We start from the raw sequence: 12,493 nt of genomic DNA, 5'->3' as shown, positions 1-12,493 counted from the left end.
GAGACTCGTAAGATGGGAGAGATGTCATGGCCGAGTGGCTGAAACGCGGCAAGCCGGAGACCGAGCGCGCCGAGGACGATGCGAAGACGCGTCTGGTCGTCGAGCAGACGCTGGCCGATATCGAGGCGCGCGGCGATGCGGCGGTGCGCGAGCTGGCGGCGAAATTCGACGGCTATACGCCCGAGAACTTCCGGCTCTCGCAGGGGGATATCGACGCGTTGATGGCCGAGCTCAGCGACCGCGAGCTGGCGGACATCCGCTTTGCGCAGGAGCAGGTGCGCAATTTCGCCCAGGCGCAGCGCGACTCGATGCTGGATATCGAGGTCGAAACGCTGCCTGGCGTGATCCTGGGTCACAAGAACATCCCCGTGCAATCGGTGGGCTGCTATGTGCCCGGCGGCAAGTTCCCGATGGTGGCCTCGGCGCATATGTCGGTGGCCACGGCCAGTGTGGCCGGGGTGCCGCGCATCGTCGCCTGTACGCCGCCCTGGCAGGGCAAGCCGAACCCGGCGGTGATCGCGGCGATGCATCTGGGCGGGGCGCATGAGATCTATGTGCTGGGCGGTATTCAGGCCGTGGGCGCCATGGCGATCGGCACCGAGACGATCGATCCGGTGCATATGCTGGTGGGACCCGGCAACGCCTTTGTGGCCGAGGCCAAGCGGCAGCTTTTCGGGCGGGTGGGCATCGACCTATTCGCCGGGCCGACCGAGACGATGGTGATCGCAGACGACACGGTGGATGCCGAGCTGTGTGCCACCGACCTGCTGGGCCAGGCCGAGCATGGCTACAATTCGCCCGCCGTTCTGGTGACGAATTCCCGCGCGCTGGCCGAGGGGACGCTGGGCGAGATCGACCGTCTGCTGAAGATCCTGCCCACCGCCGACACCGCCTCGGTCAGTTGGCGGGATTACGGCGAGGTGATCCTGTGCGACGGGCATGACGAGATGCTGGCGGTGGCCAACGACATCGCCTCGGAGCATGTGCAGGTGATGACCGACCGGGACGATTGGTATCTGGAGCATATGACCTGTTACGGGGCGCTGTTCCTGGGGCCGCGGACGAATGTCAGCAATGGCGACAAGGTGATCGGCACGAACCATACGCTGCCCACGAAGAAGGCCGGGCGGTATACCGGCGGGCTCTGGGTCGGCAAGTTTCTCAAGACCCATTCCTACCAGAAGATCCTGACCGACGAGGCGGCGACGCTGGTGGGCGAATACGGCTCGCGTCTTTGTATGCTGGAGGGGTTTGTGGGGCACGCCGAGCAATGCAACGTCCGGGTGCGGCGCTATGGCGGGATCAACGTGCCTTATGGCGAAGGCGCGCCTTACCGGGAGCCGGCGGAGTAGCGTCCAGGGCGGGAGCGAGGGGCCAGCCCCTCGCGCTCCCCGGGATATTTTTGGATCAGTGAAGGCAGGAGCGGTGGGAATGCGTGACGGGCATGCGGTGATGGCGCCGTTTTTCGGCGCGATGCGCGAGGGGGCCGAGGCGGGCCGGGCCGCGTTGTCGAAGGTGGCGGAGGGGGCGCTTTTCCGGATGTGTCATCCGTTCGGCGACCTGCGCGGGGCGGATGCCTGGTGGGAGGCGGCGATGGCGCCGCTGGCCGGCGCGCTGCCGGATCTGGAGCGGGTTGAATACATCCACATCGCCGGGCGCGACGATGCGGGGGCGCTTTGGGTCGGGTCGGGCGGTTACTATTGCGGGACCTGGGCGCGGCCCTGGCTGGGGATGCCTGCCACCGGACAGATCGCGCATCTGCGGTTTCACGAGTTCTACCGGATCGAGGAGGGCGTTTGCGTCGAAATGCAGGCGCTCTGGGATCTGCCCGAGATGATGATGCAGGCGGGTGTCTGGCCGATGGCGCCGCAGCTGGGGCGGTTCCTGCACGTGCCGGGGCCGCAGAGCAGCGACGGGCTGGGGCCGCATGACGGCGCGCGCTCGGGGGCGGCGCGGCGGCATGTCGTCGATATGCTGACCGCGCTCAAGCGGCATCCGTCCGAGGGCGGGCCGGAGGTGATGGAGATGGAGCGCTACTGGCATCCAAAGATGATGTGGTATGGCCCCGCGGGCATCGGCAGCGGCCGCGGGATAGAGGGGTTCCGCCGTCACCACCAGATCCCGTTTCTGAAGGGCATGCCCGATCGCGGGCAATTTGTGGGCGATATCACCTATCATTTCATGGCCGAGGGCGATTATGTCGGGGTCACCGGCTGGCCCAACATGATCCAGACGATCAGTGCCGACGGCTGGCTGGGCATTCCGCCCATGGGCAAACGTGTCACAATGCGCAGCCTCGATTTCTGGCGGCTTGAGGGCGGGTTGATCCGCGAGAACTGGGTGCTGGTGGATCTGCTGGACATGTACGCGCAGATCGGCGTGGATGTCCTGGCCCGGATGCGCGAGCTGGCCGCCATCCGACCCTGACCGGAGCGCACAATGGAGCAACGCATCAGCCTTATCACGCTCGGCGCACGGGATATCACCCGGCTCGCCGCGTTTTACGAGGCACTGGGCTGGCGGCGCGTCGAAACGCCGGAGGGGATCGTCGTCTTCGATCTGATCGGCCAGGCGCTGGGGCTTTATCCGCTGGCCGATCTGGCGCGGGACATGGGCCTGCCGGAGGATGGTCTGGGGCGCGGGGCGGCGACCTATGCCTACAACGTGCGCGACAAGACCGAGGTTGCGGAGCTGCTGGCGCAGGCGGAGGCGGCGGGTGCGCAGGTCTTGCAACCGGCGCATGACGTGTTCTGGGGCGGGCACATCGGTTATTTCGCCGATCCCGAGGGGCATATCTGGGAAGTGGCCTGGAACCCGTTTTCAAGTCTCGGCCCGGATGGGGCGTTTCGCTGGAGCGGATACTGAGCCCGAATGCCGGGCGCAGGTGGACGCTAAACGGGCGCGTCATTTCAGGCCGGGGGTGGACAGATCGACACGGGCGGCGTAGCGTTTGCACACGTATTCAATACCCGACTCTCTTTGACCGGAGCCCCCGTCATGACCCTGCCCAGAACCCCCTCCTTCCGCCTTGACGGCAAGCGGGCGCTGGTGGCGGGCGGGTCGCGCGGGATCGGGTTGGGCTGCGCCGTGGCCATGGCCGAGGCCGGTGCGGAGGTTACGGTGGTGGCCCGCGGTGCCGAGGCGGTCGAGACTGCCGCCGCCGCCATGCGCGCGGAAGGCTGGGCGGCGGCGGGCAGGGCGCTCGACATCACGGATCACGCGGCTTTGCGCGATTTCCTGGGCAAGGCGCCGCCGTTCGACATCCTGATCAATTCGGCGGGGCTGGCGCGGCACAGCCCCGCGCTGGATACCCGGCCAGAGGATTACGACGCGGTGATGCGGATCAACGTGCGCGCCGCTTATTTTCTGGCGCAGGAGGTGGCGCGCGGGATGGTCGGACGCGGCGGCAGCATTATCCAGATCTCGAGCCAGATGGGTCATGTGGGCGGGCCGGACCGGGCCGTCTATTGCGCCTCGAAACATGCGGTCGAGGGGATGACCAAGGCGATGGCCATCGAATGGGGGCCGTCCGGCATCCGGGTCAACACCGTCTGCCCGACCTTCATCCTGACGGACCTCACGCGGCCGACCTTCGAGGACCCGGAAAAGCGCGCCTGGATCGAAAGCAAGATCAAGCTGGGCCGCGTGGGCGAGGTTGAGGACATCATGGGGGCCTGCGTGTTCCTCGCGTCCGACGCCTCGGCGCTGGTGACGGGCACGTCGATCCTCGTGGACGGGGGATGGACGGCGGAATGACCGGGGACGTGACTCAATCGAGGCAGGCATGGCGGGACGCGTGACATCGCTGGATGTGGCGGCGCGGGCGGGCGTCAGCCAGTCGGCGGTCAGCCGGGTCTTTTCCGGCGCCTCGGCCAGCAAGAGCACCATCGCCAAGGTGCGCGCGGCGGCACAGGAGCTGGGTTACCGGCCCAACGTTCTGGCGCGGTCGCTGATCACCGGGCGCAGCCGCATCATCGGGCTGGTGGTGGCCTATCTGGACAACCCGTTCTACCCCGACGCCCTGGAACGTCTGAGCCGCGCGTTGCAGGACGAGGGCTATCACACGCTGGTCTTTATCACGCCCGAGATCGGCGGCGATCTGGACAGCGTGATCCAGCAGATGCTGGATCACCAGGTCGACGGGATCGTCGCCGCCAGCGTCGGGCTGGGCGACGCCTTGGCGGCGCGCTGCCGGGCAGCGGGGATTCCGGTGGTTCTCTTCAATCGAGGGCAGGAGGGGTTCGCGCAGGTCACCAGCGCCAACCGCGCCGGCGGGCGGCGGGTGGCGGAGTTTCTGGTGAACGCGGGGCACCGCCGGATCGGCCATGTGGCCGGCTGGCAGGGGTCGAGCACCGGGCAGGACCGGACCGAGGGTTTCACGCGCGCGCTGGCCGAGGCGGGCATCGCGCCGGTCGGCATCGAGCCTGGCGATTACGACCGCGACAAGGCGGCCCGCGCGGCGCAGGTGCTGGTGGAGCGCGGGGCAGAGGCGCTCTTTGTGGGCAACGACCACATGGCCTTTGCGGTGATGGATCACCTGCGCTTTGCCATGAAGCTCAAGGTGCCGGCGGACGTGTCGGTCGTGGGCTATGACGATGTGCCGATGGCGGCCTGGGCGGGCTACGATCTGACCACGGTGCGCCAGCCGGTCGAACGCATGGTCGAGGCCACGGTGGCCGCCATGCTTTCGGCCCTGGCGGGGGATGTGTCCATCGCACGTACGGAAATCGACGGGCCGCTGATGATCCGCGGATCGGCCCGCAAACGGCAGGAGACGGCATGAAAGGGTTCGACCCCAAGTTCCGGGATTTCCCGGACTATATCCTTGGTATCACACAGGAAATCTGGGAGGGGCGCGGGCTTGGCGACAAGATGCGCGCCTATTACCACCCGCAGGTCATCGTGCGCATGCCCGGCGGGATTTCCTTTGGCGAGGCGGCCTCGACCGCGGCGACAATGTCGACGCTGGTCGAGTTTCCTGACCGCGTGCTGCTGGGCGAGGACGTGATCTGGTCGGGCAATCCGGAGGTCGGGATGCTCAGCTCGCACCGGATTCTGTCGACGGCGACCCATGCCGGATCGGGCGCCTTCGGCCCGGCCACCGGCAGGCCGGTGCGCTACCGCGCGATTGCCGACTGCTATGCCAAGAACAACCAGATCAGCGACGAATGGCTGATCCGCGACAACGGCGCGGTGATCCGCCAGCTGGGCGGCGACGTGGTCGACTGGGCGCGCGAGAGGGTGGCGGCGTTCGATCCCGACACCCAGCCGTTCCGGCCCGAGGTCGACGTCATCGGCCCCTACACCGGCACCGGCAACAGCAACGAATGGGGCGAGGCGCTGGCGGATGTGCTGCGCCGGATCATGGCGGCGGAACTTTCGGTGATCCCGGCGCAATACGACCGCGCCTGCCATCTGGAATATCCCGGCGGGCAGACGGCGCATGGCACCGGCGGGGCGGATGCCTTCTGGCTGGGGCTGCGGGCGGCCTTCCCCTCGGCCGAGTTCGCGGTGCACCACCAGATCGGCATGGCCGAGCCGCTGATGCCGCCCCGCGCGGCGGTGCGCTGGTCGCTCACCGGGCGGCACGACGGCTGGGGCGCGTTCGGTCGGCCCACCGGCGCGCGGGTCCATGTGATGGGAATCACCCATGCGGAATTCGGGCCCAACGGCCTGCGCCGGGAATGGACGCTTTACGACGAGACCGCGATCTGGATGCAGATCCTGCAACACACCGGCTGACGCGGGCCGCATCACATCGGCTGACGCGGGCCGCATCGCGCGCAGCCGCCGACACGACAAAACGAGAGGTCCCGGATCGGCTCCGGGACAGGAGAGAGACAAGACATGACCCCCGAGGAAATGGCCCCCCGCATCGTCCGCTACGGCGAGCTGAAACCCTGCCGCACGGCCTTCATCGATGCCCACACGCCGGGCAGCGACCGGAAAGAGAACTTTACCATCATCGGCGGCGGCGTCAGCGAAAGCCCCGATCAGCATGTGCACATCGGCATCCCGCATGGCTTCAACATCGGGGCGGCGGGGCAGCCGCCGAAATGTCGCAATTCCTTGCATAGCCACCGCACCGCCGAGGTGTTCTTTGTCCTCTCGGGCCGCTGGCGGTTCTTCTGGGGCCGGCATGGCACCGCGGGCGAGGTGGTTCTGGAAGAGGGCGACATCTTCAACATCCCCACCGGCATCTTCCGCGGGTTCGAGAGCATCGGCACCGATTACGGGATGATCATGGCGATCCTCGGCGGCGACGATGCGGGCGGCGGCGTGATCTGGGCCCCGCAGGTGATCGAGGATGCCAAGGATCACGGCCTGGTTCTGGGAGAGAACGGCAGGCTTTACGACACCCATCAGGGCCAGAGCCTGCCCGACGGCGTCGCGCCCATGCCGCTTCTGACCGAAGAGCAATTGAAAGCCCTCCCCGAACCCACGACCGCCGAAGTGATCCCGGACTATGTGGCGCGCTACTGGGATATGGTGGCGCTGGCCGACCGCACCCCCGCCAGGGTGATCGGCGAAGCGGGGATGCTGCGCGACCGTCCCGGGTTCGAGGTCGATTTCATCACCCGTGCCTCGGCCACGGACCGGATGCACCGGCACGACCGCCCGTCGGTCCTGATGCCCGTGCGCGGGCATTGGCGCGTGACATGGGAGGGCGGCGAGACGGTTCTGGCCCCGGGCGACACGATGAGCGTGCCAGAAAACCTCGACCATGCCGTCGTGCCCTCGATGACCGGCGAGGCGGCGCTGTTCCATGTGGTGGCCACCGACGACCCCGCGGGCGCGACGTGGCAGGGCTGAGCGAGGCCACCCGCGGCGTTTATGACCGCAATGCCGAAGGCTACCACCAGAGCCGCAACCGCGACCTTTGGGAACGCGGTTGGCTGGACCGGGTGCTGGCGGATGTGCCGCCGGGCGGGGCCGTGCTCGACCTTGGCTGTGGCGGCGGCGCGCCGATCGGGGAATATATCGCCTCTCGCGGGTTCGACCTGACCGGCGTGGATTTCGCGCCGGCCATGCTGCGGCTCTTTGCGCGGCGGCTGCCAGCGGCGCGCGCGGTGCTGGCCGACATGCGCGCGCTGGCGCTGGATCGGCATTTCGACGCCATCGTGGGATGGGGCAGTTTCTTTCACCTGACAGCCGCCGAGCAGCGCCGCGCTTTGCCCGCCATCGCCGAGCATCTGAACCCCGGCGGGCGGCTCTTGCTGACTGTCGGCCCAGAGGCGGGCGAGGCGACCGGCCGGGTCGAGGGGGAGGCGGTGTATCACGCCTCGCTCTCCATCGCCGAGTACCGGGCGATCCTGTCGGATGCCGACATTGCCGTCGAACGCTTTGCGCCGAATGACGTCGAAAGCCACGGGCATAGCCTGCTCTTGGCGCGCCGTTCGGCAGTGCAGGGGGCGGCGGACGCCGAAAGACCGGATCGGCGATAATCTTTGCACCGCACCGGGGGTCCCCGCTTCCCTTCGGCGTGCTGTCTGATACCGTTGCGGGAAAGCGAAAAGCCGTCAGGGCAGGGGGCAACATGACCAGGATCAGAACAACCCACGTCGGCAGTCTGCCGCGCACGCAGAAGGTCGTCGATTTCATCTTCGCACGGGAAAACGGCACGCCCTACGACGCCGCCGAATTCGACGCGGCGATGACCGAGGCCGCGGCCGAAACGGTGCGCCGGCAGGTCGAGGCGGGGATCGACGTGGTGAGCGACGGCGAAACCTCGAAGATCAGCTACGCAACCTACGTCAAGGACCGCTACACCGGCTTTGACGGCGACAGCCCGCGCAACGCGCCCGCCGATCTGAAGCTGTTTCCCTCGTTCCTCGAGCGGCTCAGGAACGAGGGCGGCACGCCGAAATACGCCCGGCCCATGTGCGTGGGCGAAGTGCGCTCGAAGGGCCAGGGCGAGCTGGAAACCGATATCGCCAATCTCAAGGCCGGGATGGCCGCGCATGGGGCCGAGGCGGGGTTCATGAACGCCGCCTCGCCGGGGGTGATCTCGCTCTTTCTGCAGAACGCCTTTTACAAGACCCGCGATGCCTATCTGGCGGCGCTGGCCGATGCGATGCGCGACGAATACCGCACCATCGTGGGCGCCGGGCTGATGCTGCAGCTGGATTGCCCGGATCTGGCGCTGTCGCGCCACATGCTTTTCGCCGATCTGAGCGACGCCGAATTCGTCAAGATCGCCGAGGGCCACATCGAGGCGTTGAACCACGCGCTGGCGGGCATCGACCCCGCGCGGGTCCGGGTACACATCTGCTGGGGCAATTATGAGGGCCCGCATGTCTGCGATATCGACATGGACAAGGTCTTTGGCACGCTGATGCGGGCCAATGCGTCGCAGGTGCTCTTTGAGACGTCGAACCCCCGCCATGCCCATGAATGGACCGTGTTCCGTGACCGCCGGGCCGAGATTCCGGACGACAAGATCCTGGTGCCCGGCGTGATCGACAGTACGACGAATTTTGTCGAGCACCCCGAGGTGGTGGCCCAGCGGATCGAGCGGTTCACCGGGATCGTCGGCGCGGACCGCGTGATCGCGGGCAGCGATTGCGGCTTTGGCACCTTTGCGGGCTTCGGCGCCGTGGACCCCGAGATCGCCTATGCCAAGCTGGCGGCGCTGTCGGAAGGGGCAAGGCTGGCCTCGGCGAGGGTCTGAGCGGACATGACCGAACCCATCGTCTTTCTGCCGGGCATGATGTGCGACGCCCGGCTTTTCGGCCCGCAGATCGCCGAGCTTTCGCGCGATTACGCGGTGACGGTCGGGCCGATCACACAGGGTGAGCGGATCGAGGAGATCGCCTCGGGCCTGCTGGACGTGCTGCCCAAGCGCTTTGCGCTGGCGGGGCTGTCGATGGGCGGAATCGTGGCGATGGAGCTTTTGCGCCGCGCGCCGGACCGGGTCAGCCGCCTGGCGCTGATGGACACCAATCCGCTGGCCGAAACCCCGCAGGTCGCAGCCACCCGCGATCCGCAGATCGTGAAGGTGCGCGCCGGGCGCCTGGCCGAGGTGATGCGCGACGAGATGAAGCCCAACTACCTGGCCCCCGGCCCCTGGCGCAACGAAGTGCTCGATCTGGTGATGGACATGGCCCAGGCGCTGGGGCCCGAGATCTTCGTGCGCCAGTCGCGCGCGCTGCAGCGGCGCAAGGACCAGCAGGCCACCCTGCGCAAGATGCGCCAGCCGGCGCTGGTGCTCTGCGGCGCGCACGATGCGCTTTGTCCGGTCAAGCGGCACGAGTTCATGGCCGAGCTGATCCCTCATGCGGAATTGCGTGTGATCGAGGGGGCGGGGCATCTGCCGACGCTGGAACAGCCGGACGCCACCACCGACGCGCTGCGCGAATGGATGCGGCAGCCGATGGTTCTGCGCTGATTGGGGCGTTGTGCGGGCGGCGGTGGGCGGATTTTGAGTATTTTTGCCAAGAAGAAGCAGGGGGCGTGGCGCATCGTCGTTGACGTGGTGCGCCCGGGTGCTTAGGTGCGGGTCTGCGCGGAGGGCCGGACGGCCGCGGGCGGGCCCTTGGGCCGGTTCGAGGAAAGTCCGGACTCGCCGAAGCGCCGGTGCCGGGTAACGCCCGGGCGGGGCAACCCGACGGAAAGCGCCACAGAAATGATACCGCCAGCCGCCCGCGGCAGGTCAGGGTGAAATGGTGGGGTAAGAGCCCACCGGGGGGCTGGCAACAGCGCCCGCATGGCAAGCCCCACCGGGAGCAATGCCAAATAGGGACCCCGAGCGGGCTGATCCCCTCGGGGATATCGCCGCAGGGCCGCTTCAGCCCGAGGGGTCCGGGTTGGCAGCTTGAGCCGCGTGGCGACGCGCGGCCCAGAGGAATGGCCGTCGAACCCCGGGCTGCGGCGCGGGGGGAACAGAATCCGGCTTACAGGCCCTCCGCGCATGATTTTCTGGGGTCCGGCCGGTTGACTCGCCGCCGGGCGTGGGTAAAAGGGCGCTTCAAGGATTTCTCGGGGGCCAGCACCCCTGATGCAGGAGACACCCCATGGCGAAGCCGACCACCATCAAGATCCGCCTGAACTCGACCGCGGGCACGGGCCACTTTTACGTGACCAAGAAGAACGCGCGCACGATGACCGAGAAGATGACCGTACGCAAATACGATCCGGTCGCGCGCAAGCATGTCGAATACAAGGAAGGCAAGATCAAGTAAGATCGCCTGACAGGATTTCCAAAAGGCCGCGCGGGACCTCCCGGCGCGGCTTTTTGCTGTGGTGGGAACCGGCGCAAGCTCTGCGCGAAGGAGGGCATCATGACCGCAGCGATCCACCTGCGCGTGGCCGGGCGCGACGATATCGCCGCACTCGACCGCCTGTTCGAGCGCAGCTACACGCGGCTTTTGGCCGCCGATTATCCGCCGTAGGTGCTGGTCACCGCCGTCCCCCTGATCGCGCGGGCGCAGCCGGCGCTGCTGGCGTCGGGGCAGTTTCTGGTGGCCGCGCAGGAGGGCGTTATCGTAGGCGCGGGCGGCTGGTCGATGCAGGCGCCGGGCGGGCGGCCCGGGGCGCGGGGCGTCGGGCATATCCGCCACGTCGCCACCGATCCTGACTATCTGCGCCGGGGTGTGGGACGGATGCTGTTGCAGCAAGTGCTGTTTCAGGCGCGCGCCAGCGGGATGATGCAGATGCAGTGCCAGAGCACACTGACCGCCGTGCCGTTCTATCAGGCGATGGGCTTTGTGCAGCAGGCCGAGATCGAGATCGCCCTCCGCCCGGGCATCCCGTTCCGCGCCGTTTTCATGGTGGCGCAGCTTTAGGGCTTCAGGGCAGCGGATCGGCGGGATGGCCGTCGAGGTCGGTCCAATGTCTGGTGATCCCGTCGCGCCGCATGTCGAGCACGCGGTTGTCATCTGGATAGGTGACGGTATCGCCGCCGCTGCGGGTGCCGATCACCAGGTAGCGTACCGGGCCGACGGAACGGTTTTCCAGGCAATGGCCCGCCGGGTCGCCCGCACGGAACGTCGCGGCATCGCCCGGGCGCAGGATGTGTTCCGTCTCGCCCTCATGCAGGATCGCCTCGCCCGCCAGCATATAGACCATCTCGTCCTCGATCCGGTGCCAATGCTTGACCGAAGAGCGCGCGCCCGCCTGCAGGATTTCCACGAAAGCCCCGAACTGGGTCAGCCCGCCACTGTCGGAAAAGAGCAGCGCTTCGTAGGTTCCGATGGCGCCCGAGCCGCCTTCGCGTTTCACATCCGTTTCGGTGATGATCGGCATTTCGGCCCCTTTAATGAAAAAGGGCCGGTCGCTTGGACCGGCCCCCGTTTGACGATGTTACGCAGGATTACTCGCGGTTGCCGAGCAGCTGCAGCAGGAACATGAACATGTTGATGAAGTCCAGGTAGAGCCGCAGCGCGCCGAGGATGGCCGACTTGCCCAGCCATTCCTGATCGCCATGCACGGCATGTTCCAGGTATTCGTTCTTGATCGACTGCGTGTCATAGGCCGTGAGGCCGGCGAAGATCAGCACGCCCAGGATCGAGATCGCGAACATGATCGCGGGCGAGCCCAGGAAGATGTTGATGATCGAGGCCACGATCAGGCCGATGACGCCCATGATCAGGAAGCTGCCCCAGCCCGAGATGTCCTTTTTGGTGGTGTAGCCCCAGAGCGACAGGCCAGCAAAGGCGATCGAGGTCACCAGGAACACCTGCGCGATCGAGAAGCCGGTGAAGGCCACGAAGATCCACGACAGCGACAGACCCATGACCGAGGCGAAGGCGTAGAAGAACGTCTGCGCGCCAGCGGCGGACAGCTTGTTGATTGCCGCGCTGAAGGCGAACACCATGATCAGCGGGGCGAACATCACGATCCAGCCCAGAATGTTGGGTTGCAGCGTGGCCGGGTCGCGGAACACGCCCAGCAGTTGCGGGCTGGTGCCCACAGCCCATGCCACGGCGAAGGTCAGCAGCATGCCGACCGACATCGTGCCATAGACCTTGTTCATGTGGGCGCGCAGGCCCTCGTCGATCTGGGCCGCGCGTGCGCCAGAGACGCCAGCCGCCCGGATGGTGTTGAATTCCGCCATTAAAGCCTCCGTTTTGAACCTTTTCCCCGTCGGTTGACGGTTTGTGTCTCAGATATTGGCAAAGCCAACACGATTTTCAAGGCGAAGCGGCGGCATTCCGACCGAAATCGTCTGTTTTAGATGTACCAATTCCTCGGCGCATCCCAAACGGGCCTTTTTGCCTCGATTGTCGCCTCATCCGCGGTAATTCCCACGTCGCGCAGGGTATCCGCATCCAGTTTGGCCAGCGCGCGGCGTTGACGGGCCAGCGCGGCCCATGTCCGAAGCATCCGCGCCAGATCGAGGGGTTGCGGCATGTGGCGGGTGATTTCAACAAAGCTCATGATCTTATCCTTCACATATTGTGATGAAATGGGCGGTTCCCATGTTTTATGTTGATGGATTAACCTGACGGCGTATGATAAGTGAAACGAATGTTCATTAACGGACGTATCACGG

Annotated in this window: 15 protein-coding genes and 1 other RNA gene; 13 read left to right on the top strand and 3 right to left on the bottom strand. The window is 66.7% G+C overall.

Annotated elements, in window-relative coordinates; translation table 11 throughout:
* Positions 1-26 precede the first annotated feature (26 nt).
* The 13 genes from hisD to RXV88_RS03185 all read left to right on the top strand — a co-directional run bounded on the left by hisD (position 27) and on the right by RXV88_RS03185 (position 10,784).
* Positions 27-1,352, top strand: coding sequence for a histidinol dehydrogenase (gene hisD, locus RXV88_RS03245; RefSeq protein WP_316290663.1), 1,326 nt, complete (start codon positions 27-29; stop codon positions 1,350-1,352).
* Between the two features lie 79 nt (positions 1,353-1,431).
* On the top strand, positions 1,432-2,427 hold the full coding sequence (locus RXV88_RS03240) for an ester cyclase (RefSeq protein ID WP_316290662.1): 996 nt from the start codon (positions 1,432-1,434) through the stop codon (positions 2,425-2,427).
* Between the two features lie 12 nt (positions 2,428-2,439).
* A complete protein-coding gene (locus RXV88_RS03235) occupies positions 2,440-2,865 on the top strand; it encodes a VOC family protein (protein ID WP_316290661.1) in 426 nt (141 codons plus the stop codon).
* 132 nt (positions 2,866-2,997) lie between these two features.
* Positions 2,998-3,756, top strand: a complete 759-nt coding sequence (locus tag RXV88_RS03230) for an SDR family NAD(P)-dependent oxidoreductase (RefSeq protein WP_316290660.1) — start codon at positions 2,998-3,000, stop codon at positions 3,754-3,756.
* Positions 3,757-3,784: 28 nt separating this feature from the next.
* A complete protein-coding gene (locus RXV88_RS03225) occupies positions 3,785-4,783 on the top strand; it encodes a LacI family DNA-binding transcriptional regulator (protein ID WP_316290659.1) in 999 nt (332 codons plus the stop codon).
* Positions 4,780-5,742: an ester cyclase gene (locus tag RXV88_RS03220; protein ID WP_316290658.1), complete on the top strand. Its 963-nt coding sequence runs from the start codon at positions 4,780-4,782 to the stop codon at positions 5,740-5,742. The genes RXV88_RS03225 and RXV88_RS03220 overlap by 4 nt, the downstream gene beginning before the upstream one ends.
* Positions 5,743-5,847: 105 nt before the next feature.
* Positions 5,848-6,813 carry a cupin domain-containing protein gene (locus RXV88_RS03215; protein WP_316290657.1) on the top strand — a complete coding sequence of 322 codons (966 nt, stop codon included), beginning with the start codon at positions 5,848-5,850 and terminating at the stop codon, positions 6,811-6,813.
* Positions 6,801-7,445 carry a class I SAM-dependent methyltransferase gene (locus RXV88_RS03210; RefSeq protein ID WP_316290656.1) on the top strand — a complete coding sequence of 215 codons (645 nt, stop codon included), beginning with the start codon at positions 6,801-6,803 and terminating at the stop codon, positions 7,443-7,445. The genes RXV88_RS03215 and RXV88_RS03210 overlap by 13 nt, the downstream gene beginning before the upstream one ends.
* Positions 7,446-7,537: 92 nt before the next feature.
* Positions 7,538-8,671 (top strand): cobalamin-independent methionine synthase II family protein, encoded by a 1,134-nt coding sequence (locus RXV88_RS03205; RefSeq protein WP_316290655.1) that lies wholly within the window; start codon positions 7,538-7,540, stop codon positions 8,669-8,671.
* 6 nt (positions 8,672-8,677) lie between these two features.
* On the top strand, positions 8,678-9,388 hold the full coding sequence (locus RXV88_RS03200; protein ID WP_316290654.1) for an alpha/beta fold hydrolase: 711 nt from the start codon (positions 8,678-8,680) through the stop codon (positions 9,386-9,388).
* A gap of 117 nt (positions 9,389-9,505) precedes the next feature.
* Positions 9,506-9,912, top strand: an RNA gene (gene rnpB, locus RXV88_RS03195) — RNase P RNA component class A.
* 101 nt (positions 9,913-10,013) lie between these two features.
* Complete coding sequence (gene rpmG, locus RXV88_RS03190) at positions 10,014-10,181, top strand: 50S ribosomal protein L33 (protein WP_005630270.1); 168 nt, start codon at positions 10,014-10,016, stop codon at positions 10,179-10,181.
* Between the two features lie 210 nt (positions 10,182-10,391).
* The gene (locus tag RXV88_RS03185) at positions 10,392-10,784 is read left to right on the top strand and encodes a GNAT family N-acetyltransferase (protein WP_316290653.1); all 393 of its coding nucleotides are present in this window, start codon (positions 10,392-10,394) and stop codon (positions 10,782-10,784) included.
* Between the two features lie 4 nt (positions 10,785-10,788).
* Here the strand turns inward: RXV88_RS03185 and RXV88_RS03180 are convergent, their stop codons facing one another.
* From RXV88_RS03180 to RXV88_RS03170, 3 genes are all read right to left on the bottom strand, one after another.
* Complete coding sequence (locus RXV88_RS03180) at positions 10,789-11,244, bottom strand: cupin domain-containing protein (RefSeq protein WP_316290652.1); 456 nt, start codon at positions 11,242-11,244, stop codon at positions 10,789-10,791.
* Between the two features lie 67 nt (positions 11,245-11,311).
* Positions 11,312-12,055, bottom strand: a complete 744-nt coding sequence (locus RXV88_RS03175; RefSeq protein ID WP_316290651.1) for a Bax inhibitor-1/YccA family protein — start codon at positions 12,053-12,055, stop codon at positions 11,312-11,314.
* A gap of 116 nt (positions 12,056-12,171) precedes the next feature.
* On the bottom strand, positions 12,172-12,378 hold the full coding sequence (locus tag RXV88_RS03170) for a DUF1127 domain-containing protein (protein WP_316290650.1): 207 nt from the start codon (positions 12,376-12,378) through the stop codon (positions 12,172-12,174).
* Between the last annotated feature and the right edge of the window lie 115 nt (positions 12,379-12,493).

Source organism: Aestuariicoccus sp. MJ-SS9, from assembly GCF_032586235.1.
GTDB lineage: Bacteria > Pseudomonadota > Alphaproteobacteria > Rhodobacterales > Rhodobacteraceae > Aestuariicoccus.
Note: the sequence above shows the minus strand (reverse complement) of the source record. Positions and strands in the feature narration are given on the sequence as shown.

What these genes read in the sequence shown, in the direction of transcription:
- RXV88_RS03235 (WP_316290661.1), top strand. Translation starts at nt 2,440, where the DNA reads ATGGAGCAACGCATCAGCCTTATCACGCTCGGCGCACGGGATATCACC.
- RXV88_RS03205 (WP_316290655.1), top strand. Translation starts at nt 7,538, where the DNA reads ATGACCAGGATCAGAACAACCCACGTCGGCAGTCTGCCGCGCACGCAG.
- hisD (WP_316290663.1), top strand. Translation starts at nt 27, where the DNA reads ATGGCCGAGTGGCTGAAACGCGGCAAGCCGGAGACCGAGCGCGCCGAG.
- RXV88_RS03220 (WP_316290658.1), top strand. Translation starts at nt 4,780, where the DNA reads ATGAAAGGGTTCGACCCCAAGTTCCGGGATTTCCCGGACTATATCCTT.
- RXV88_RS03175 (WP_316290651.1), bottom strand. Translation starts at nt 12,055, where the DNA reads ATGGCGGAATTCAACACCATCCGGGCGGCTGGCGTCTCTGGCGCACGC.
- RXV88_RS03200 (WP_316290654.1), top strand. Translation starts at nt 8,678, where the DNA reads ATGACCGAACCCATCGTCTTTCTGCCGGGCATGATGTGCGACGCCCGG.
- RXV88_RS03170 (WP_316290650.1), bottom strand. Translation starts at nt 12,378, where the DNA reads ATGAGCTTTGTTGAAATCACCCGCCACATGCCGCAACCCCTCGATCTG.
- RXV88_RS03230 (WP_316290660.1), top strand. Translation starts at nt 2,998, where the DNA reads ATGACCCTGCCCAGAACCCCCTCCTTCCGCCTTGACGGCAAGCGGGCG.
- rpmG (WP_005630270.1), top strand. Translation starts at nt 10,014, where the DNA reads ATGGCGAAGCCGACCACCATCAAGATCCGCCTGAACTCGACCGCGGGC.
- RXV88_RS03180 (WP_316290652.1), bottom strand. Translation starts at nt 11,244, where the DNA reads ATGCCGATCATCACCGAAACGGATGTGAAACGCGAAGGCGGCTCGGGC.
- RXV88_RS03225 (WP_316290659.1), top strand. Translation starts at nt 3,785, where the DNA reads ATGGCGGGACGCGTGACATCGCTGGATGTGGCGGCGCGGGCGGGCGTC.
- RXV88_RS03215 (WP_316290657.1), top strand. Translation starts at nt 5,848, where the DNA reads ATGACCCCCGAGGAAATGGCCCCCCGCATCGTCCGCTACGGCGAGCTG.
- RXV88_RS03240 (WP_316290662.1), top strand. Translation starts at nt 1,432, where the DNA reads ATGCGTGACGGGCATGCGGTGATGGCGCCGTTTTTCGGCGCGATGCGC.